9 protein-coding genes are annotated in these 22,906 nt (G+C 67.2%); 7 read left to right on the top strand and 2 right to left on the bottom strand.

The genetic code is table 11. The features are described 5' to 3' along the window. Positions 1 to 21: 21 nt before the first annotated feature. Positions 22 to 1,062 (bottom strand): hypothetical protein, encoded by a 1,041-nt coding sequence (locus D3H34_RS15160; protein ID WP_147400436.1) that lies wholly within the window; start codon positions 1,060 to 1,062, stop codon positions 22 to 24. A 210-nt stretch (positions 1,063 to 1,272) separates the two neighbouring features. Between D3H34_RS15160 and D3H34_RS15155 the strand changes: the two genes are divergently transcribed. The 3 genes from D3H34_RS15155 to D3H34_RS15145 are packed head-to-tail and all read left to right on the top strand — an operon-like array spanning position 1,273 to position 7,256. Beyond that, on the top strand, positions 1,273 to 3,714 hold the full coding sequence (locus D3H34_RS15155) for a tellurite resistance TerB family protein (protein WP_286185763.1): 2,442 nt from the start codon (positions 1,273 to 1,275) through the stop codon (positions 3,712 to 3,714). Beyond that, positions 3,711 to 5,015, top strand: coding sequence for an ATP-binding protein (locus tag D3H34_RS15150; RefSeq protein WP_119554335.1), 1,305 nt, complete (start codon positions 3,711 to 3,713; stop codon positions 5,013 to 5,015). The genes D3H34_RS15155 and D3H34_RS15150 overlap by 4 nt, the downstream gene beginning before the upstream one ends. An 18-nt stretch (positions 5,016 to 5,033) precedes the next feature. Beyond that, the gene (locus tag D3H34_RS15145) at positions 5,034 to 7,256 is read left to right on the top strand and encodes a DEAD/DEAH box helicase (protein WP_119554334.1); all 2,223 of its coding nucleotides are present in this window, start codon (positions 5,034 to 5,036) and stop codon (positions 7,254 to 7,256) included. Positions 7,257 to 7,387: 131 nt separating this feature from the next. On the opposite strand, the gene D3H34_RS15140 is transcribed toward D3H34_RS15145, so the two are convergent. Next, positions 7,388 to 8,311 carry a restriction endonuclease gene (locus D3H34_RS15140; protein ID WP_119554333.1) on the bottom strand — a complete coding sequence of 308 codons (924 nt, stop codon included), beginning with the start codon at positions 8,309 to 8,311 and terminating at the stop codon, positions 7,388 to 7,390. A gap of 656 nt (positions 8,312 to 8,967) precedes the next feature. On the opposite strand from D3H34_RS15140, the gene D3H34_RS15135 reads away from it, so the two are divergent. From D3H34_RS15135 to D3H34_RS15120, 4 genes are all read left to right on the top strand, one after another. Further along, positions 8,968 to 9,726 (top strand): STN domain-containing protein, encoded by a 759-nt coding sequence (locus D3H34_RS15135; protein ID WP_119554332.1) that lies wholly within the window; start codon positions 8,968 to 8,970, stop codon positions 9,724 to 9,726. 7 nt (positions 9,727 to 9,733) lie between these two features. Next, the gene (locus D3H34_RS15130; RefSeq protein WP_119554331.1) at positions 9,734 to 10,255 is read left to right on the top strand and encodes an RNA polymerase sigma factor; all 522 of its coding nucleotides are present in this window, start codon (positions 9,734 to 9,736) and stop codon (positions 10,253 to 10,255) included. Positions 10,256 to 10,354: 99 nt separating this feature from the next. After that, positions 10,355 to 11,374, top strand: coding sequence for a FecR family protein (locus tag D3H34_RS15125; protein ID WP_119554330.1), 1,020 nt, complete (start codon positions 10,355 to 10,357; stop codon positions 11,372 to 11,374). Between the two features lie 100 nt (positions 11,375 to 11,474). After that, complete coding sequence (locus D3H34_RS15120) at positions 11,475 to 22,892, top strand: filamentous hemagglutinin family protein (protein ID WP_119554329.1); 11,418 nt, start codon at positions 11,475 to 11,477, stop codon at positions 22,890 to 22,892. Positions 22,893 to 22,906 lie beyond the last annotated feature (14 nt).

The raw sequence follows: 22,906 nt of genomic DNA, 5'->3' as shown, positions 1-22,906 counted from the left end.
CTAGAGTTTTCCATGGTGCAGCTATACGGTGCCGGCTGCCAAGTGTCGAGGCGGGGCATCGGACTGCGCCTCGTCTATCTCGAACAGCGTGGAAAGTATCAGGGGATACCCGGAAGGCGGAAGAATCGGATTCGAATTGGCCTCGAGCCACCAGATTTGGTCCTCGGAGTCCAATACTGCGTCCAGGGCGAAGAGCACGGGGACACGCAGAGTTTTCACCAGTTCATCGTGCAATAGGGCGCCTACCGCCGCAACCTGCTCAAGGGCAGATGCGGAGAGCTTTGCCATCATGTCGTCGGACTGCGGCTGCATCGGGTCGGGCGCATATCTGCGTCCGTACCGGTATTCAATCCATGCCTCGCGGCCTTCCGGAAGAATGTCGGGCAAGCCCAAACCCTGGTACGCGAGTGAAGACACGATCCACGGTTTATCCTGATTTTCAGGAACAAGCCCATCCAGTCGGCCAAGCCGCCTGGAGATCAGCTCTTCGATGCTCCTCATGCCGTCGCCTTGAACAGACGGATACGGGTGCACATGAAAATGAAAGGGTACTCCCCCCCAATACCAGACCTTCACATTTCGCCCCGCAATAAATTGCTCCGCGAAAATTCCATCTCCTGCTCTATTCAAGTGCTCCGGGAGTGTCCTGGCGTCAAAACCCTGGCGATAGGGGCCAAACACCGTTTGCCCGAACGATCCGGCGGGCAATTTCAGAACATAGTCTTGGTCAATTCTCGCGTCGGCGGGCCAGATGGCTGGGGCCTTCATGCCCTGCTCGCCGAGGAACCGCTTGAAGTCCAGCTTGTTGCTCGAATACGGCCATTGGATCGGCCGATACGGCAGCCATCCGATGAATCCCGTCGCAGCGGGGCTGAGCACTGAGGAATAGTTCAGTCCGTCATCCGTGGTGTTCAGAAACTGAGGATGGAGGTTGAAACGCACGTCTCTCCATTGGACGTTCACCTGAAAAGTCGTCATGTCCAGCCGGACATCGGCCTGGTACTTGATCGCCCAATCTTGCAGAGCGCGGAAGTGATTGAGAGTGACGGCGATGTAGGACACGAGGAAGGAGATCCGATCTGGGAATGGCCAAAACAGCCATCTCGTCAACATATCCAGCAGAAAAGAAATCTGTTTAGGAGCGTCTCGAACAGTCATCACCACTAGATGCTGAAACTCTCGACCTCAGGTCAGCTTCTTGGAACGGGCCGTAGAAGACGACGCCACACATGGCGTGTCAGGACTCTCAAGGCTGAACCATTTCCGATTGCCATGCACAATGTCGTAACATTTGTTTGCGGCGGGAGTGAGCAAGGTATGGCCAGGCGAAAAAAATCGGGAGCGGGTGGGGGCATCGGTGCAGTCGTCGTGGGGTTGCTGGTGCTGCTGGCCGCCATTCCGCGCGAGGTCTGGATCGGGGTTGGCGTGCTCGCCGCAATCGGCGTCTGCATCTATCTCTATCTCAAGTTCAAGGGCAGTGCGCAGGAGACGTCACAGGAGGCTGCTCGTTCTTCTCGCGTGGTCCCTCGTCCCGAGAGTCGCGCACCGGTTGCGCCGAGCCCGGCGGTCAGTTCCCGTGCGCCCAGCCGACGCCATGACGATGAGCAGCCGGTAGCGGTTGTGGCCAGCCCAGCGCCCGCCACATCGTCGTTTCGCATTCCGGCCGCGCCCAAGCGCTTCGGTCCCGGTGCCTGGATCCCTGCTGGGGAGGCGGTGGAAGTCGGGGGCGTCTCGATTCTCGGTGGCCTCGTCTACGTCGGCACGTCGTTGCCTACTCCCACGGGTGGCAATGATCCAAGCCTCATCGACCCATCGAAATCCGTCGCATCCAATGGCGACTACACAGAGCGACAGATGGGCTATTGGCCGAGCTACTCGGAGGTCTCGCCTTCCGCTCGGCGCGCCTACCTGAATTGGCTGGCCGGCGGCAGACAGGATCCCGAGGCCGATGTTGGATACGTCTTCATCTTCTTCTACGGGCTGGAGCGCCGCGCCATCCTGGATGCCTCGAAGGACGATGGCGCCAAGGCCGATTGGCCTGTGATTGCGGAGGAATTGCGTCGGCTGCTGGACATCTATGGCGACAAGTCGGGTTCATTCCGAAGCTACGCCGGTTCGCTGCTCGACTGGGTCTCTCTGGCAGAGCACCCCGAGAAGGCCTATCTCAAGCCCATCCCGAGTTTTCCCAAGACCTACGAACTACCGCTCTACATCCGTGTCGCCCTCGGCCAGGCGGCGGTCGATGGCGTGCCGGTGCCGACGCAACTGGCACTGGCCTGGGCCAAGCTGGATCCGACCAGCTATCTGCGAACGCCGGCAACGCGTTGCCCTGAGGAGTTCGACAAGCTGTTCGTGTCCAAGTACCACGAGATGTTTGGGCAGGGCTTGGCTCTTCCGAGGAACAAAACAAAGATCAAGCTGGTTCATCGCCCCGCCTCTGCCGGCTTTCGCGGGTACTCGGATCTGACCCTGTCCTTTGGGAATACGCCCGACGTCACCGTCCTGACCGCGCCCATCCAGAAGTTGCACCAGGTTGTCGAGGCGGCCACGAAGGAACTGGAGCCGTTCAGCCGCTATGTGGGGCGGAATCCGGATGGCAGGCATGCGTTGGAGGGGCTGCTGCAATTGCCCGCCACGTTGTGGCCCGAAGGTGCCCAGAAGGCCTTGCATGACCTGAAGGCGCGTATGGGCGAGGGGATGATCGCCATGTCGTTCCAGGAATTGCTTGGCAGCCTGGATGCGAAGACGACCCTGACGAGGGACCGCACGCTGGCGTTGGCGCGAGCGCTCGAATCCTTGAACATCGGCATCGAGCCCGATGTCCTGGGTGGAGCCAGGCTGCCCAAGCCGGACGATAAGGTCGTGCTGTTCGCCGTGCCACCTGGAGAGGCCGCCAGCCGCTCCACGCCGGCTTACCAAGCCGCCGTGCTGACGCTGGACCTGGCGTCGGCTGTTGCGGCAGCCGATGGCGAATTCAGTGTCCAGGAAATGGGACATCTCCGAGCGCAGGTGCAGTCCTGGGCGCATCTCACGCCGAACCATGTCCGCAGGCTTCTGGCGCACCTGCGTCTGCTTATGGCGACGCCGGCATCGCTGACCACGCTCAGAAAGAAGCTGGAGCCGCTGGATGCTGGCGCCAAGGAGACCATTGCCGCCTTCATGGCCACAGTCGCGCAGTCCGATGGAGATGTCTCGCCCACGGAGATGAAGATGTTGGAGAAGGTCTACAAGGCCCTCGGCGTCGAGCCCAAGAAGGTGTTTTCCGACGTGCATGCAGTGGCTGCGGGGGCGAGACCAACGGCGGCGGTTGCCGCGAAGGTCGAGGAAACTGGGTTCAAGCTCGATCCCGCGCGCATTGCCGCCCTCCAGAAGGATACCGAAGCCGTATCGGCGCTGCTCTCGGGAATCTTCAAGGAAGAGAGTACGCCCGAACCGGTGTTCGTCGAACCAGAGCCTGAAGGCGATGCTGAAACGACATCGCCGGGATTGCTCGGCCTGGACGAGGCGCACAGCGCGCTCGCGCGCCTGCTGCTGTCGCGGCCGGAGTGGACAAAGGACGAACTCGGCGATGCTGCGGCCGATCTGGACCTGATGATCGATGGAGCCATCGAAGCCCTCAACGAGGCGGCTTTCGAGGTGCACGACATACCGTTCACTGAGGGCGAGGATGTCGTGACCGTGAACCCTGAACTCTTGGAGAAGCTGGAAGCATGAACGCACCGATCCGCCCCAGAGACCGCGATGCGGTCATCCAATCGTTGCGCGCGGGTGTCGTTCCCCGCAGCGGCCAGCACCTGATCCAGGTCGGCCGCGCCCGGGAAATCGAGACGCTGGTGGCTGACATAGCCCGCATCGCCGACGGGGGCTCGGCATTCCGTGTGGTCATCGGTGAGTACGGCGCTGGCAAGACCTTCTTCCTGAACCTGGTGCGTGCCGTGGCCCTGGAGAAGAAGCTCGTGGTGGCGACAGCCGATCTGAACCCGGATCGGCGCCTCCATGCCAGCGGCGGTCAGGCCCGCTCGCTCTACGCTGAACTCATGCGCAACCTGTCGACCCGAACAAAGCCGGATGGGGGCGCGCTTGCGGGCATTGTCGAGAAGTTCATCGCGACGGCCAAGACGGAGGCCAAGGCGTCCAGCCAATCGACTGAGGCGGTCTTGCGCCAGAAGCTCGACCAATTGACCGAACTGGTGAACGGCTACGACTTTGCGGACGTCATAGCCGCTTACTGTCGTGGCTATGAGGAGGGCAACGAGAAGCTCAAGTCCGATGCCATCCGCTGGCTGCGGGGGGAGTTCGCAACCAAGACCGATGCGAGACAGGCGCTGGGCGTGCGAAGCATCGTCGACGATTCCGAGGTCTATGACCAACTCAAGCTCATGGCGCGCTTCGTGCGCCTTGCCGGTTTCTCGGGCCTGCTGGTCGGTCTGGATGAACTGGTCAATCTCTACAAGCTGGCCAACACGCAAGCCCGCAATGCGAACTACGAACAGATCCTGCGCATCCTCAACGACTCACTGCAGGGCACAGCCGTGGGCCTCGGGTTTGTTCTCGGGGGGACGCCGGAGTTTCTGCTGGACACCCGGCGTGGGCTCTACAGCTATCCCGCCCTACAGAGTCGCCTCGCGCAGAACACCTTCGCCTCAGATGGCCTGGTCGACTTCAGCGGACCGGTAGTCCGGCTGTCGAGCCTCACGCCTGAGGACTTCTACGTCCTGCTGCAGAAGATTCGTTCTGTCTACGCACTTGGCGACGCCGACAAGTTCCTCGTTCCCGACCAAGGCATCTTCAGCTTCATGGAGCACTGCTCCAAACGTATCGGTGACACCTATTTCCGAACGCCGCGCACGACCATCACGGCCTTCATCAACATGCTCGCTGTGCTCGATCAGAACCCTGGTGCGGCATGGCAGGACTTGCTGGGCGGCATAGAGGTCGCTGCAGATACCGGCGGCGTGACTGATCAGCAGGTCGAGGCGGACGACGGCGATGAGTTCGCCTCATTCAAGATGTGACGGTCTTGGCCCGAACGCATGTCCGGCGATAGCGCTTCCTTCTTCCTGCTCGACGAGCGCATCCAGCGCTTCCTATGGGCCGAAGGCTGGGAGTCGCTGAGAGATGCCCAAGAAGCCGCCATTCCGCTGATCGTCAAAGCGGACCGGGACGTCATCGTGGCAGCCGCCACGGCCGCCGGCAAAACGGAGGCGGCATTTCTGCCGGCGCTGACGAGCCTGCTTCAGACGGAGCCATTGGGGCTCATCGTCTACATCAGTCCGCTCAAGGCGCTCATCAATGACCAGTTCGGTCGCCTGGACCGGCTGTGCGAACAACTGGAAATTCCGGTGTGGCCCTGGCATGGCGACATCTCTTCCTCGGCCAAGGCACGCTTCCTGGCGAAGCGGCAAGGGGTCTTGCTCATCACGCCGGAGTCTCTAGAGGCAACGCTGTGCCATCGAGGTACGTCGATCGGTGCGGTGTTCGATCGGCTGGCGTTCTTCGTCGTCGACGAGCTTCATGCCTTCATCGGATCAGAACGCGGCAAACAGCTTCAATCCCTGATGCATCGCATCGAGCGGGTCATCGGCCGCCAAGTGCCGCGTGTCGGCCTTTCCGCGACCTTGGGCGACATGCGTCTGGCAGCCGATTTTCTGCGTCCGGGGCAAGGGGCGTCGGTTGCCCTGGTGGAGTCGAAGTCCTCCCACAGTGAGCTGAGAATCCTGGTCAAAGGCTATGAGGAGCCGCTGGCTGTGCGCAATGAGGATGGCGACGAGGAGCCGGAACCTGTCACACCGGCGAAGATCGCCCTGCATCTGTTCCAGGGCTTGCGCGGCACGAACAACCTGGTCTTCCCAAACTCGCGCCGGGAGGTCGAACGCTACACGCACCTTCTCAATAGACTTTGCGTGCAAGAGAAGGTGCCCAATGAGTTCTGGCCACACCACGGCAGTCTGTCCAAGGAGATCCGCTCGGAGACCGAGGCGGCCCTGAAACAGAAGGAATTCCCCGCGACCGCCATCTGTACCAACACGCTGGAGTTGGGCATCGACATTGGCGCCGTCAAGAGCGTGGCCCAGATCGGTCCACCACCGTCGGTGGCCAGCTTGCGACAGCGCCTGGGGCGGTCTGGTCGCCGAAAGGGAGAGCCGGCCATCTTGCGAGGCTATAGCGTGGAGAACGCGCTTGGCGGGAAGCCCTCGCTCGCCGATGAACTCCGGCTGGAGACGGTGAAGGTGACGGCGATGATCTCATTGCTGCTGGAAGGCTGGTTTGAGCCGCCCATGGCGCATGGCGTTCACCTGTCGACACTGGTTCAGCAGATGCTGTCCTACGTGGCGCAGAACGGCGGGGCGACCATTGGACAACTCCATGCGATGTTCTGTGCTTCCGGAGCCCCTTTCATTGGGCTGGGCAAAGGCGAGTTTGTCGAACTCGTTCGTCATCTCGGCCAGAAGGAACTGCTGATGCAGGAGTCCAGCGGTCTTCTGCTGCATGGCCGCGTCGGCGAGAAGTTCGTCAACCACTACACCTTCTATGCCGCGTTTGCCGCGGACGAGGAGTTCCGCATTGTCTGCGGCGGTAAAACGCTCGGCACTTTGCCGGTATCGCAGATGCTCAGCGTAGGCCAGCGCATCCTGTTCGCCGGCAAGACCTGGCTGGTAGAAGACATCGACGAGGAGCAGAAGACCATATTCGTCGTCCGCTCCGGTGGCGGAGCGCCGCCGTTGTTCTCAGGTGGGGCAGGACGTACCCACACACGCGTTCACCAGCGAATGCACCAATTGTTCGAGTCGTCCGATGTACCGCCGTATCTGGATGAAGTGGCCAGGCGGTTTTTGGCTGAAGGTAGGGCGAACTACGCTGAACGAAATCTGGCGAATGACCTCATGGTGGACCAGGGCCGCGAAGTGGTGCTGCTGACCTGGCTCGGGGATGCCGCCAACGAAGCGCTGGCCTGCATGCTTCGCCGCAGAGGCTATTCGGCCAATGCGGCCGGCCCAGGCATCGAAGTGATCAAAGGAGAGTCGGGTATCGAGGGGATCATCGATGCCCTCATCGATGCGGCAATGGATGAGCCTCCGCCGCTCGACATGCTTCTGGCCGATGTCCGCAACCTGCAGCGCGAGAAATGGGACTGGGCTTTGCCCGATGGACTGCTGCGCAAGGCGTATGCGAGTCTGTACCTGAACCTTGAGGAAGCCCTGTCCTGGACGCGGGCGCTTTCTGGCGAACATGTACCCCACGGCAGCAAGACGTAGAAAGACTTGTGACCCGAGCCATTGCATCGTATGCAATGGGATGGACGCCCCGCCTTTAACGGCATGACTCGCAGACCACGAGGTCATCGTCGATTGGAGCACTCGACCGGCGGCTTAAGAGTCCGTCGGCATCAGATGCCCTGAATCTCGCGCGTGCCTCGGCATCCAGCAGAAAAATCCGAGCATCCCCAGAAGGCCTTGCCGGCCGCGGCGCCGCGTTTCGCCACCCGTCGCACCATCGGTTTGTCACACTTCGGGCAATGGGGATGGGCTGACACAGCTGGCGCCGTCGTTTGAGTGATGCCCGCCGATTCGTTGGACCTTGCGGTGGCTGCCATCACATGCGGCAAGGGCGCATCGGAATGTGATGAGCTTGCCTCAGTCTTGCCGCGCGCTTCGCGCAGGAGCTGCATGAGTGCCGGCCCATCGATGAGCCGGATGTTGCGGCCGTTGGCGAACGCGGTGGCCTCCTGCGTGAAGCGCCCGGATGTCACGACGAAGCCGCCCGCTGCGCCGTGCGCGGCCATCACGCCATAGAGCTCCCGCACCGTCGAGACGCTGACCTTGAAGGCCTTCCATTGCTTGCATTGAACGAAGGACTTCTCGCCGGCCTTGGTGAGCACAAGGTCCACACCCCCATCGGCTCCGCCACCACCAACCTCCTTGACCGCATATCCGCGTCGTCGAAATCCTTCACCGACTAGCAGTTCGAACTGTTGCCAGGACATGCCCTGCAACGCATCGGCACTGCTGCTTGCGGATGTCCTGTCGAACAAGGCGCGCCGCTGTTGCCGCCGCACCGCCGACATGGCGGCACCGAAAAGACAGATCACTGGCAGCAGATACTGACCTCCAGTGGCCAGACCCTGCCAGATGGCAGTCGTGGCCAACTGCCCGATCTGCTGGGCGGACTGAGCTGCGGGCAGGGGGCGCGTGGCAATGGCATGCAGTACCCAGTAGCTGGTGAGCGCCAATGCCACGCCCGCCCACCAGGGCAGCAAGGCCACCATATCCATGAGGTCCTCGGCCATGCTGGACTTGCGCCGTCTCGCCATTGATTTCCCTCCGAAACGTCGAATATAGGTGAGTCAAACATTTTGCAACAATATCGACGGCGCTCGCTAACCGAGGCCTTCGCAGAGGCGATCGCGGAGCGCTTGGGTGCCAAGGGCGGGCAAGCGCCCCTACATGGGCAGTAGGCTATTGCCAGATGAAGACCGGGGAACAAAACGGGGAACAAATCAGAAAGTGAAGCTAGTCCTTCCAATATTCATGAGGGTTTCAGGACATCATTCAGTAGACCCCAGCCCAAACAACGTCCAAGGGCGTTCACTGAAGTCCAGTGAACGCCCTTTTTCTTTGGGAAATCGCCTGCTGACAGTCCAGTGATATCCGACGGAGTCCACCGGTAGCCAACTCAAAACCGGGGAACGGACCTCAAGGACGAACGCTGTCACGTTGAGTGCCCTGCCAATCATGTCGATGGGGTGATTTGTGGCACACGGGACGCGAGCCACACGCCGCGTGACGGCGGCGACGCACCAAGGCGTACGAAATTCTGACGTTGCAACGAGACCGTCATACGCCGGTGACAGCATGCGAGTTTCCAGATTGGCGCGCACTCCTTGCCGACTCCAATTTTCCTCCTGTCACGGCCTTCGCATCATCACGGCGGACGTGACGACGCGCGCGGCATCGTTGTGCCTCGGGGGTGAGCGACGTGCACCTTGGGTTCGCGGGCTCGACGGGCCGCAGTGTCGCACTTTGCGCGCTCGCGCTGTCCTGGGCGGCCGGCACGGCCTGGGCGAGCGACGGACCTGCATCGCCGCCGCGCGAGGGCGAGGCTCCGGCCGGTGCTGTGCCCCGCACGGGTGATGCAGCACTGGATTTCGACATTCCATCGCTTCCCTTGGCCGATGCTCTCAAGCGCTATGCCGCCGTCACGCGGCAGCCTGCACTCTTTCGCAGCGAAATCCTGGCGGAGCTGACGTCCTCTGCGGTGCGCGGGCTTTACGCCCCCGACACTGCGCTTGATCTCTTGCTGGAGGGCACGGGCCTGGTGGCCGAAAAGATCCGCACGGGTTCGGCCGTCACGTTTGCGCTGAGGCCGGCGCAGGCCCGGGCGGAGGCCCCGCGCGCGGCCAGCCTTGGAAGCCTGGCGGGCTACCCCAGCCTGCTGCAGGCGCGGGTCTGGGAAGCGTTGTGCGGCAATGTGCGCACGCGGCCGGGAACGTACCGGTCCTTGCTGCGCTTCGAGGTGGACGAGGTGGGCCAGCTTCGCCGGCCGCGCCTGCTCGGCTTGACCGGCGACGCGGCCCGCGACGCCGAGATGCTGGAGGTTCTGCGGGGCGTGCGGCTCGCGCATGCGCCGCCGCCGGACCTGCCGCAGCCTTTGACGCTGCTCATCCTGCCCACCGATGCGCGTGGCGGAACGCGCTGTCGCGAGGCGGCCGGCCGCTCGCCGTCCTGACCTGTCCATGGCCGAAGACGTCCGACCCGTGCTCATGGACTACCTGTCCAGGCACTACGACGCCCTCAAGCGCCAGCTGGGTCGCGCATTGCGCAATGCAGACCTGGCCGAGGACGCGCTGCACGACACCTGGCTGCGCGTGAACGACCAGCAGGGCGGAAGCGAAGCAGGGCCGATCCAGCGGCCCGGCGGCTATCTCGTGCGGATGGCGTTCAACATTGCGCTGGACATCCAGCGTCGCCAGAGCCGCAACCTGCCTTTCGAAGAAATCGATGCGCTGATGGAACTGGCCGACACGGCGCCGGGACCCGCGCGGATCGCCGAGGCGCGTTCGCAGCTGGACGCCGTGATCAAGTTGCTAGATCGCATGCCGGCGCGGCGGCGCGAGGTCGTCGTGCTCGTGCACCTGGAGGGACTGACGCAGCCCGAAGTGGCCCGCCGCCTGGACATTTCCCTGCGCACCGTCGAATACGAACTCAAGCATGCGCACGACTACCTGAGTGCCCGGATGGCCCATGACAAAAAATAGTTGCGGGATCGGCGCGGCCCGTTCGTCATACGGAGTGAAGAATCGAATCACCCTGGCGCTCGCAGTGGGCCGAGGCCCAGAAGAAGGGCCGCGGCCGTGATGCACGACCCCCTGACGGCGCCGGTCGACGATCCCGCCCTCGCGGCCGACACGACGCGGCAGGAGGCCTGGGAGTGGCTGCGGCTGTTTCATTCGGGTGCCGTCAAGCCGCAGGACGCCCAGCGCTTCAAGCACTGGCTGGCGCGCGGCCCGGCGCACGCGGCGGTCTTCAAGGAGGCCAGGGCGCAATGGGCCGTGCTCGGTCAGGCCTCTGCCGGCGTGCTTCGCACCAATGCCGATGCGGCGGCGTTTCATGCGCGCCACCGGCCCCGATCGGTGCTCGCGCGCCGCGCCTTCCTCGGTGCGGCAGCGGGCGCGGCGGCCATGGCCGGTGTCGCGGGCGTGGCGGTGTTCCATCCGTCTGCGGGCTTGTGGCCCACACCGGCGGGGTGGGGTGCCGACTACCGCACTGCCACCGGTGAGCAGCTGGAGGTGGGCCTCACCGAGCGGGTGCAGGTCACCCTGAACACGCAGACCCGTATCCGGCGCCGCACGGTGGACGGCCGGACGACCGGCGTTGACCTGCTCGAGGGAGAGGCCGCGTTCGATCTGTCGTCCGGCAGCGGCGCACGGCCATTCGGCGTCGTGGCCGGGGCCGGCCGCAGCCTGGCCGAGTCGGGCCGTTTCGAGGTCCGCTACCTGGACGCCAAGGTGTGCGTGACCTGCATCGAAGGCGCGGTGCGCGTGGAGCATCCCACGGGTGCGCGTGAGCTGCGCGCGCGCCAGCAGACGGTGTACGACGGCACGTCGGTGAGCAGCGTGGCGCTGGTCGGCGCCGCCAACCTGTCGGCCTGGCGCAAGGGCGAGCTTGTGTTCACGCAGGCCCGGTTGTCCGACGTGCTCGAGGAGATCAACCGTTACCGACGCGGTCGTGTGGTGCTGATGAACACGGCCGCGCGCAGCCGCCTGGTCACCGGGAGCTTCTACATCACATCGCTCGACCTGGCGCTGGTGCAGCTGCAGCATGCCTTCGATCTCGACGCCCGTTCATTGCCAGGTGGGTTGACCGTTCTCAGCTGAATCGAACGGCCGTGGTGCGCGGCCTGAAAAATAAGTTGCGGGGTCGTGGGGTGCCCGTTCGTCGTAGTGCATCGACTCAACTTTCCGGCGGAAACGACTCATGAGCACACGCGGGCCCCTCACACCGATCCACGCAACGAAGGCGCGCAACCGGCGGCAGGCACGGCGCTTTCGCATGGCGCCGATCGCGCGCGCCATTGCCATGACGCTGGCTGCCAACGGCGCACTGGTGCTCGATGCCCAGGCCCAGCAGGCCTTCAGCGGCGCCTGGTTCGCCAGCAAGAACGCCGTGCAGAACACGGCCGCGGCGACGGGCCGCCTGCCCAACGGCATGCCGGCATCGATGCTGACCAACCCGCTGGAGCAACGCAAGGCCGGCGAACAGCTGCAGCGCTCCTTGAGCAATCTCAACACGGCGGCCCGGTCCATCGCCGCGCAGCAGGCGGCGCAGGCCGCCGCACGCGAGGCTGCGTCGAACGGTGGCTCGGACATCCCCGACGGCCTGGCCGACGGCGGGCTGAAGGTCGATACGAACAGCCTCACCGCAGGCTGGCTCAACGCCAGGGCGCCGGTGCAGACGGCGGCGGGTGGCCGCACCGTCGTCGGCATCGAGCAGACCGCAGAGAAGGCGATCCTGAACTGGGAGAGCTTCAACGTGGGCAAGCACACCACGGTGCAGTTCGACCAGAAGGGCGGGGCCAAGCCCGACGGCACCAACGCATGGATCGCACTGAACCGCATCAACGACCCGAGCGGCCGGCCCAGCCAGATCGCGGGCCAGATCAAGGCCGACGGATCGGTGTACCTGATCAACCGCAACGGCATCGTCTTCACCGGCTCCAGCCAGGTGGACACGCGCTCGCTGGTGGCATCGAGTCTTTCGCTGTCGGACAAACAGTTCAAGCTGGGCATCAACAACCCGCAGGTGCTCGCCAACCAGGGCAACGATTTCCCGATTCCGCAGTTCGGCGAATTCACCTCGGCCCGGCCCGAGATCTATGGCGACAACGGCTTCAAGCCCGGCGTCGGCGGTGCGCCCGACCGCATGGGCAACGTGGACCGATTCGATCCCGGCGCGGCGCCCGGCGAAGTGCGGGTCGACGCGGGGGCGCAGCTGGCGGCGACCAGCGGCGGCAAGGTCATGCTGTTCGCGCCCAAGGTGCGCAACGCGGGACGCATCTCGGCGCCCGACGGCCAGGTGATCCTGGCGGCCGGTGAAAACATCTACCTGAAGACGCCGTCCGCACAGGACCCGAACGCCCCCCGCGGCCTCGACGTGGCAGCTTCGGCAGTGCCCGGCTGGGCCTTCACCGGCGGGCAGGTGTGGGGGGCGCTCAAGCTCTCGCCGGTCTATGCCGACGCCAGCTTCGTCAACGGCCTGCGCGATGTCGTCATGCCCGAGATGGCCGCGCGCGCCAAGGCGATCGGCTACGAGGTGGTCAACACCGGCACCGTGCAGGCCGACCGCGGCAACATCACCCTGCAGGCGCAGGACGTGCGCCAGTCGGGCGTGCTGAGCGCAACCACCGCGCTGAACAACCGCAACGGCTCGATCCTGCTGCGCGCCTGGGGCCTGGGCTCCCACATGTACGCGGACGGCGTGAACGACCTGATCAACTGGTCGGCTGGCACGCTCACGCTGGGCGAAGGCAGCATCTCGCAGGTACTGCCCGACGCCTCGGACACCAGCGAGATCGAGGCCGCCGCGCTCGCCACGCGCTACCAGCCGGGCCGCGTGAGCCTCTACGGGCAGCTGATCGACATCCGCTCGAAGGCCGGCGTGCTGGTGCCGGCGGGAACGGTCCATGTCGAATCGGCGGTCAATCCGATGTTCACGCAGTTCCCGTACTTCAAGCCCGGCAGCCTGCGGGACGCGAGCCGCATCTACCTGGACAGCGAGGCCTTCCTGAGCGTGGCCGGCCTGCAGGGCATGCAGGTGGACATGTCGCGCAACTTCATCGAGGCCGAGCTGCGCATCAACGAGCTGCGCGACTCGCCGATGCTGCTCGACTCGTGGGTGCGCGGCAAGAAGGTGATCGTCGACCGGCGCGTGAGCGGCGTGTTCAAGGACGGGCCGATGGCGGGCGTGCAATGGGTGCTCGGCCCCGACGGCGCCACCTACATTCCCGGCGCCTGGGTGGGCACGCCTTTGGGCGACGTGAGCGGCTGGGTGGGCGTGGGCAAGACCGACCTGCGCGAGCTCTCGGCCAACGCGGGCAGCATCGCGCTGCGCGCGGGCGGCGCGGTGATCACGCGCACGGGATCGATGCTGGACGTGTCCGGCGGCTCGGTGCGCTATGCCGACGGCATGAACACCGCGACCAAGCTCATGGGCGCCGACGGCCGCGTGCACACCATGGACCGGGCCCTGTCCGATACCGACTACACCGGCATCGCGGGCGAGTTCACCCGCCAGCATGCGCGCTGGGGCGTGAAGACCACCTGGCGCACGCCGCTCATCGGCGCCGACTACAAGGAGGCCGGTTACACCGAAGGGCGCAAGGCCGGCGGCGTGCAGATCCACGCGGGCGACGCCATGGTGCTCGAGGGCGACATGCTGGGCGGCGTGGTGGTGGGCGAGCGCCAGTCGCAGAAGCCGGGCGGCAACAAGGGCGGCCGGCTGGAGCTGGGCGAGAACTCGCCGGACGGCCGGCCGTGGTCGCCGGGCACCATCGTCGTCAGCCACGACCCGAAGCGGCTCGCGCAGGACTTCGATGCCAAGACGAAGCTGGGCGACGACTTCTACCTGCAGCTGAAGCCGGGCGAGCTGAAGTCGCGCAAGCTCACCTTCCTGTCGGACGACATGCTCAGCAATTCGGGCATGGGCACCATCGTGCTGAACCACATCAACGGCGACTTCGAACTCGCGAGCGGCGCCGTGCTCAACCTGTCGCCGGGCGCGTCGCTTTCGGTGGCCGGCACCGAAGGCTCGACGAACGACATCCGCATCCACGGGCAGATCCGCGCGCCGGGCGGGCAGATCGGGCTTTCGTCGGCCAACGGAAAGCTGGAAGTCGGCGAGCATGGGCGACTGGACGCCAGCGGCCAGTGGATCAACACCTGGCGCGACGGCGCCCTGCGCGGCGCCTGGGCGATCGATGGTGGCGCCATCACCGTCAATGTCGGAAAGATCTCGGCCCACAAGGAAGCCGTGTTCGATGTGTCGGGCGGCGGTCGCGTGGACTCCGGCAAGCAGGGCCTGCCGACGCTGCGCGTGGGCGATGCGGGGGCCATCTCGTTGACCGGTGTGACACCCGACCTGGATCTGGGTGCGCTGAACCTGCGCGCCCATGCCGCGGGCTCGGCGGGCAGCCTGTCGATCCAGGCCGCTTCGACGGTGCAGGTCGGCGGCATGGCGGCCAGCCCGCAGGCGGACGATGCCGCCGCCACGGCTGTCGTGCTGCCCGCCACGCTCTTCGGGGAGCGCGGCTTCGGCAAGGTCACGGTCTCGGTGCGCGGTGAAGGCCACGGCATCGTGGTGCCCGAAGGCGTGGCGGTGTCGCCGCAGGCCGCGAGCCTCGTGCTGAACAATTTCGCCTGGCGCGACCTGCCGAGCGGCCGCAACCTGGCCGATGCGGCCCCCTTGGGCGTGCTGCGGCCCGACGAGCGCGCGACGCGAGCCCCCGCAACGCTGTCGCTCGGCACCGAGAACGGCCCGATCCGCGTCGCGCGGGGTGCCAGCGTGCGCACCGACACCGGTGGCAGCCTGTCGCTGAACGCCGGCGGCGAACAGGGTGCGCTGACGGTCGCCGGGCGTCTGGACGCACCGGCGGGCCGCATCGCGTTGAGCGGCACCACAGCCGCGCTCGAAGCCGGTGGCGAGTTGCTGGCGCGCGGCGTGCCGCGGATCCACGTCGACAGCAGCGGGCGCCGCGTGGGCGAGGTGCGCGACGGCGGCACGGTGTCGATCCAGGCGGGCGAGCTGCGGCTCGAGAAGGACGCGCTCATCGATGTGTCCGGCGCCACCGGCACGATCGACGGCGTCGCCGATGCCGGCCCCTCGGGCACTCGCATGCCCAGGCCCGCGCAGGCGATCACGCTGGACAGCAACGGCGGCCTGATCGAGATCAAGGGCAAGGGCCTGATCGAAAGCACGATGCTGGGCAAGGCGGGCGGGCCCAACGGCATCGGCGGGCGCATCCTCCTGAACATGACCGCGACGTCGGGCCCGAACGGCTCGCCGCTGGAGCAGCTCCAGCGCGTGCTGCCGGACCCGGACTGCTACGGCTTCATGGTGGACGGTGCGTGCAGCGACTGGAAGCAGGGCCTGGACTTCGACTGGGCGCCGGGCCTGCGCAGCTACGGCTACGAGATCGACGGGCCGATGATCCTGCCGTCTTCCCTGCTCGCGCATCTGGCGGACGTGAAGGAACTGGTGGTGTCCGACCGGCTGGGCCTGCCCGGCGCGGCCGGCGCGCTCGATCCGGCGCAGTTCGGCCTGACGCCGCAGGCGCTGGACATGTTCCGCGATGCGCTCCTTTCGGGCGACCTGCTGCGCGACGTGCTGCAAAAGCCCGGCCAGCCCTCTGCATTGACGGTGCGTCCGCAGGCGTTCAGGGACGGCGGCTTTGCCGACCTCTCACTGGTGAACGCGACCCAGGGCGCGATTCGCCTGGACGACGCGAACCTGGCGCTGGGCCGCTCGATCTCGCTGCAGGGGGCGATCGTCGGGCATGCGGGCTCGTCGTCGTCGCTGCGCGCGCCGCGCATCGTGCTGACGGCCGTGCCTGGCGCATCGCCCGCGCCATTGGCATCGTCGGCATCCCCGGCAGGGGCGGGGCAACTCACCGTGGCCGGCTCGCTGATCGACATCTCGGCCTCGGAAGATCCGACCCAGTTCCAGGCCGGCGCCGTGCGCATCGGCGGCTTTGGGCGCACGGTGCTCGAAGCCGGCGAGATCCGCATGGGCGGCGCGCTGCCTTCGCCGATCAACGAAGAAACCCGGTTGCAGGTCAACCTGGACGTGGACGGACAGCTGGTGCTGAACGCCGGTCAGGTGTACCCGACCACGGCGATGACCGGCGTGATCCGCGCCGGCGATTCGATCACCGTCGAGCGCCTGGGCGATGCCGGCAGCGCACCCCTGTCGGCCGGCGGCAGCCTGCGCCTGGAAGCACCGGTGATAGCGCAGAACGGCGTGCTGCGCGCGCCCTTCGGGCAGATCGAGCTGAACGCCGGCGAGCGCCTGTCGCTGGGCGCGGGCAGCCTCACCTCGGTGTCGGGTGCCGGACTGACCGTGCCCTTCGGCACGTTGTCCAACAACGAGCACTGGCACGACCCGTCCAAAGGGGTCGACCCCGTCAATCCGTCCAGCGGCTCGCTGGTCGCGCCGCCCGAAAAGCGCATCACCATGAAGTCGCCCGACGTGGCGCTGGCGCGCGGTGCGGTGGTGGACATCGCGGGTGGCGGCGACCTGCATGCCTCCGAATTCGTGCCGGGCCCGGGCGGCTCGCACGATGTGCTGAACATGCCGGGCATGTACGCGATCCTGCCTGGGCAGGCCGGCGTGGCGCCCGCTGGCGGCGCCGCGGCGGGCCAGCGCGTCTGGCTCGCCGGCGGTCCCGGTCTCGCGGCCGGCTGGTACACGTTGCTGCCCGCGCGCTATGCGCTGCTGCCCGGCGCCTTCGCGGTGCAGGCCACGGGCAAGGCATGGGGCGGCGCGCTTGCGCCCGCCACCCGCGCGCCGGACGGCAGCCTGGTCATGCAGGGCAAGGCCGGCAACACCTACGGCGGCAACCAGGACGTGCAGGCTTCGGCGTGGCGTGTGATGTCGGGCGCCACGGTGCGGCGCTATTCCGAATACCACGAGGCCACGGCCAACGACTTCTTCTCGTCCGAGGCCTTCAAGCTCACGCAGTACCGTCTCACGGGCCAGGACGTCGTCACGCCGCGCCTGCCGCGCGACGGCGGCGCGGTGGTGTTCGACGCGGGCCGCCGGCTGGTGCTGGACGGCACACTGCGCTCGGCGCCCGATGCGGGCGGGCGCGGCGGGCTGGTCGACATCGCCGGCAAGAAGATCGCCATCGTCGGCGGCGGGCAGGACAGCGCCAGCCTGCAGGCCGACGGCTACCTTGTCATCGATTCGGCGAGCCTGTCGAACTTCGGCGCGGGCAGCCTGCTCGTAGGCGGCAAGCGCAAGGGCAACGCGCTGGGCCTGGAACTGGACGTGACCGCGACCGACATCGTGGTGCGCAACAACGAGGGTTCGGAATTGTTCGGCCCCGAAATCATCCTGGCCGCGAGCGACCACGTGGCCATCGAGGCCGGCAGCCGCGTCAGCGCGAAGGGCCGCAGCAGTCGCGGCGCCGGCAGCCTGGTCATGAAGCCGCGGGCGGCGGCGGTCTACGCCGACCCGGACGGCAACCTGGACGACAACAACGACGGCGTGATCGACGCCAAGGACGCGGTGGACGACGTGCTCGTCTCGGCCGCCAGGGACTGGGGCGCGCTGATGCGCGTGAGCACCGGCGACGCCGTCAAGGTGATCCGCCAGGGCGTGGACACCTCGCGCGGCGGGCTGGTGGCTGTCGGTGCGGGCGCCGTCGTCAACGGCGACGCCGCCTTGCTGATCGACGCCACGCGCACGACGGAGCTGGCCGCCTCGGCGCAGATCGCCGGCACAGACTTGTCGGTGGCGGCCGGCCGCATCGGCTTCGGCGGCGGCACCGAAGGCATGGTGCTGGACAGCGGCGCGCTCGCACAGCTGGGCCATTCGACGCGCCTGACGCTGCGCAGCTACACCGACTTCGATTTCTACAGCTCGCTCGACCTGGGCGCGGCCGGCCTGAAGTCGCTGACCTTCGACGGCGCCGCATTCGTCGGCCGCGGCGCGGGCGACGTGACGATCAAGGGCGAGCGCATCGCGCTCGTCAACAGCGGCGGCGGTTCCAGCGTGCCGGCCGGCACCGGCGCGGGCGGCTTCACGCTGGACGCGGCCACGCTGGTGCTGGGCGCGGGCCAGAAGCGCTTCTCGGGCTTCGGCGCGGTGACGCTGTCGGGCCGCGACGCGATCGTCGGCGAGGGCGCGGGCGGCATCGACACGGGCGCCTCGCCGCTCGCCTTGCACACGCCGCTGCTCACCGGCCGCGGCGGCGCGGTGCAATCCATGGCCACGGGCGGTGCCCTGCAGGTCGTGGCTTCGGCAGAAGGCGGGACCTCGTCGTTCGACCCGCAGGACAGCCTGGGCCTGCGCATGAGCCTCACGGGCCGCAGCATTGCCTTCGGCGGCCGCGCGGTCGCGCGAGGGGGCAGCATCGACATGACGGCGACCGGCGGCAGCCTGGTGGTGAGTGAGGGCGCCACCCTCGACGTGGGCGGCTCCGCCAGGCAGTTCTTCGACGTGGCCGAGTACGCGGACGCGGGCCGCATCGGCCTGTCGGCAGTGGGCGGCGACGTGCGGCTCAACGCCGGCAGCCGGCTCAACCTCGCGGCGCATCCGAAGGGCGGCGACGCCGGCACGCTGAGCCTGGCGGCATCGCAGGGCGGCACCGTGGTGCTGGACGGAACCATCGCGGCGCAGGCGGGAAGCCATGGCGGCAGGGCCGGCAGCTTCGCACTCGACATCGAGGCGCTGCCCGACTTCGCGGGCTTCAGCCAGCGGCTGAACGATGCGGGCTTCAACCGCTCGCGCCAGTTCCGCATCCGCCAGGGCGACGTGGTGCTGGGCGGCCTCACGACGGTGGAAGACTTCGGCCTCACCGCCGACCGCGGCAGCATCGACATCGCGGGTACGGTGGACGCGCGCTCGGGCTACGGCGGCGCGATCCGCATCACCGCCGGCAACGGTGTGGCGATGCGCCAGGGCGCGCAGCTGATGGCCGGCGCCACCGGCGAACTGGGCACCGGCCGCGTCACGCTGGAAGCGGCGGGCGGCCAGCTCAACCTGATGGGCGGCCTGATCGACGTGACAGGCAACGAAGGCGGCAAGGTGCGCCTGCGCGCGCAGCAGAACGCCGCGCACGACGACCTCGCGGTCGCCGCGTTGAACGTCGCCGTCACCGGTGCGCGCTCGGCGGTGCTCGAAGGCGTGAGCGTCTACGACGTGAAGGACTACGACGGGGCCACGGTCGATTCGGTCAAGGCCGACGCCATCGCGGATGCCGCGCGTTTTCGCGCCGCATCGGCCGCGGTGGCGACACGGCTGGGCACCGGGCTGGCCGTGATGCCCGGCATCGAGGTCCGCAGCGCGGGCGACCTCGCGCTGAACGGCGACTGGAACCTCTGGCGCGATTTCTCCGGCGCGCGCGAAGGCACGCTGACCTTGCGCGCCGGCGGCAACCTCGCCATCAACGGCCATCTGAGCGACGGCTTCGACGCGGCCGACCGCAGCGGTCGGCTGCAGACGGGCCCGTCGTGGAATCTGCGGCTGGTGGCCGGCGGTGAACTGGCCTCGGCCGATGCGATGGCGCTCAGGCCGCTCGCGGCGCAGGCCGCGGGCAAGGGCTCGATCACCGTGGGCGCGGCCAACACCGCCGTTCCCACCGACAGCGACCCGATACCGGACAACGGCGCCGGCAAGCTCGTGCGCACGGGCACCGGCGACCTGGACGTGCGCGCGGGCCGCGACCTTCGCCTGGCGCACAAGGAGTCGGTGATCTACACCGCCGGGCGCAAGGACACGACGGCGTGGAGCGACTTCTCCACCGCCAACCCCCACGCGAGCTACGGCGTGGAAGGCGGCAATCTCGCCATCGGCGCGCAAGGCAGCATCGAGGCCACGCCGGCGGGCCAGCGCTTCACCGAATGGCTCAACCGGCAAGGCAACCTCAATGCCGAGCGCTTCTTCGGCGAGTACACCAACGGCGAATACGGCATGAGCCCGGACGGCGTCTACGGCCCCGTCATTCACGCACCCGAGCAATCGAGCTGGTGGATCGACTACGGGCGCTTCCAGCAGGGCGTGGGCGCGCTGGGCGGCGGCAACGTCAGCGTGGACGCCGGCGGCGACCTGCGCAACCTGCTGGTCGCCTTGCCCACCCACATGCGCATGCGCGGCGGCCGCTCCGCCAGCGAAGCCATGACCATGGAGATGCGCAACGGCGGCGCCATGACGGTGCAGGCCGGCGGCGCGATCCGCGGCGGCCAGTACTACGTGGCGCGCGGCGCGGGCGACATCCGCGCCGGCGAGACGGCGGTCGGCCACACGGTGACGCTGACCCGCGAGGACACTGCCGGCGGCTTCACGAAGACGAGCTACACCGTGGCGCCGCTGCTCGCGCTGGGCGATGCCACGCTGAGCCTGCGCACGGCCGGCGACCTGCGCCTGCAGACGGTGGTCGACCCGCTGCTGGTGACCTACGGCGAGGGCCTGCGCAACGACGGCCAGGTACTGAACTACGGCGCCTACATGAGCGGCTACACCGACCGCAGCGCGCTGCGGCTGGTGTCCACCGGCGGCAACATCACCTTCGTGAACCGGGCCGAGTACATCTTCCGCGACCTGCAGCTGCGCTGGGCCGAGCAGGAAACGCTGGTGGGCTTCGGCGGCAACCGCTATCCGGCGCGCTTCTCGGCGGCCGCCCTGAACGGCGGCATCGCCATTGACGGGCCGCTGTACGTGCTGCCGGGCACCACCAACGACGTGAAGGTGGTGGCGAAGAACGACATCCGCTTCGACGCACCGCTCGTCATGGCGTACGCCACGCCCGCGATGATGTCCTCGGGCTTCATGCCGGGCGGCGCGGGCTCGCCGTTCAGCCAGATGAACATGGAGGACCTGCTCGACAACCTGATCAACCCGGCCCTGGCCTCGCCGGTCAACGACGCCTACCTGCGCAGCGTGCACAACCCCGACGTGCTCCCGCTGGCCAACGACCTCGAGCCCAGCCGCATCTATGCATCGCAGGGCTCCATCGTCGGACTCGACGTGAAGGCCAACGAGCAGACCTGGGTGCGCGCGGGCACCGACATCCGCGGCCTTCGCCTGGCGGGCCGCAACCTGCGTGCGTCGGACGTCACGCTGCTGGAGGCGGGCAACGACATCCTGGCAATGAAGAGCGTGGCGCGCCTGGACCCGAACAGCGAGTTCAGTGCGGGCCTGACCGGCATCATCGAGCTTCAGGGCCCCGGCACGCTGGTGCTGGCCGCGGGTCGCGACCTGTACGCCGACAACCTGCAGGTGCAGACGCTGGGCAACCAGCGCTACGACAGGAACAACCGCGCGCTGCCCGAGACGCAGGTCAAGGGCCTGCCGGAGCACGGTGCCACCATCACCGCAATGGCCGGGTTGAACCACGCGGTGGGCTACGAGGCGTTCACGGCCGCCTACCTCGATCCGTCGAAGGTCGCGTCCATGCCCGACCACCTGAAGACCCGGGGCGCGGACGGCAGCGTGCTGCCCATCTACCTGGTGGACCAGGTCGAAACGCGCGCGGGCGGACAGGAAAAGACCGTGCGCCGCGGCCTCGTGTCGTACATGTCGGACATGACCGGCGAGAAGCTGGAGCCGCTCGATGCCTGGGCGCGCTTCCAGAAATTGCCTTCGCTCGCGCAGCAGCAGTTCCTGCGGCAGGTCTACCTGCTCGAACTGCGCGAAGCGGGGCGTGACCAGAACGAACCGGGCACCGGCGGCCTGCCGCGCAACGGCGGCTACAACCGCGGCTACGCGGCCATCGAGACGCTGTTTCCGGGCGACACGTGGAAGGGCGACGTGGCCGCCAACAAGCTGATGCTGCGCACCATGGCCGGCGGCGACATCGACGTGCTCACGCCCGGCGGGGGCCTGCAGGTGGCGGCGCTGGGCGCCGCCGTGCCGGCCGGCTACGGCCTGGTGACGCTGGCCTCGGGACATATCGGCATTGCCGCCAGGGACGACGTCACGGTGAACCAGTCGCGCATCCTGTCCTTCGTGCCCGAAGTGACCAAGCAGGGCAGCGACCAGATCATCTGGGCCACCGTCGGCGACATCGACGCCGGGCGCGGCTCCAAGACCTTGCGCGTGCCCTCGGCGCCCGAGGTGTCCACCGACCTGGACGGCGTGACGGTGATCCGCGAGAAGTCGGACATGAGCGGCAGCGGCATCGGCACGGTGGGCGACGGCGACGTCGACCTGGTCGCGCCGGGCGGTACGGTGAACGCCGGTGATGCGGGCCTGCGCGTGGCCGGGAACCTGAACATCGCGGCGCTGCAGGTGCTCAACGCGGACAACATCCAGGTCAAGGGCGAGACCAAGGGCCTGCCGGTGATCGCGTCGGTGAACATCGGTGCGCTCACCAACGCCAGCGCAGCGGCGGCGCAGGCGACGGCGGCCGCGCAGGACGTGGTGCAGCGCGAACGCACGGCTGCACGGCAAGCGTTGCCTTCGGTCTTTACGGTGCGCGTGCTGGGCTTCGGCAACGAGCCCGCGCAAGGCGGCGGGGGCGGTGCGCCGCAGACCCGCTCGGGGCCGGCATCCGGGGCGCAGGCGGCCTATGACCCGATGAACCCCGTCCAGGTCGTTGGCATGGGCCGCAAGATCGACCCCAGGCACTGGGCCGCCCTGAGCAGCGACGAGCGTCGTCGCCTGCAGCAGGACCGCTAGGCGGGCAGGAGCGG

It is taken from the genome of Acidovorax cavernicola (assembly GCF_003581445.1).
Note: the sequence above shows the minus strand (reverse complement) of the source record. Positions and strands in the feature narration are given on the sequence as shown.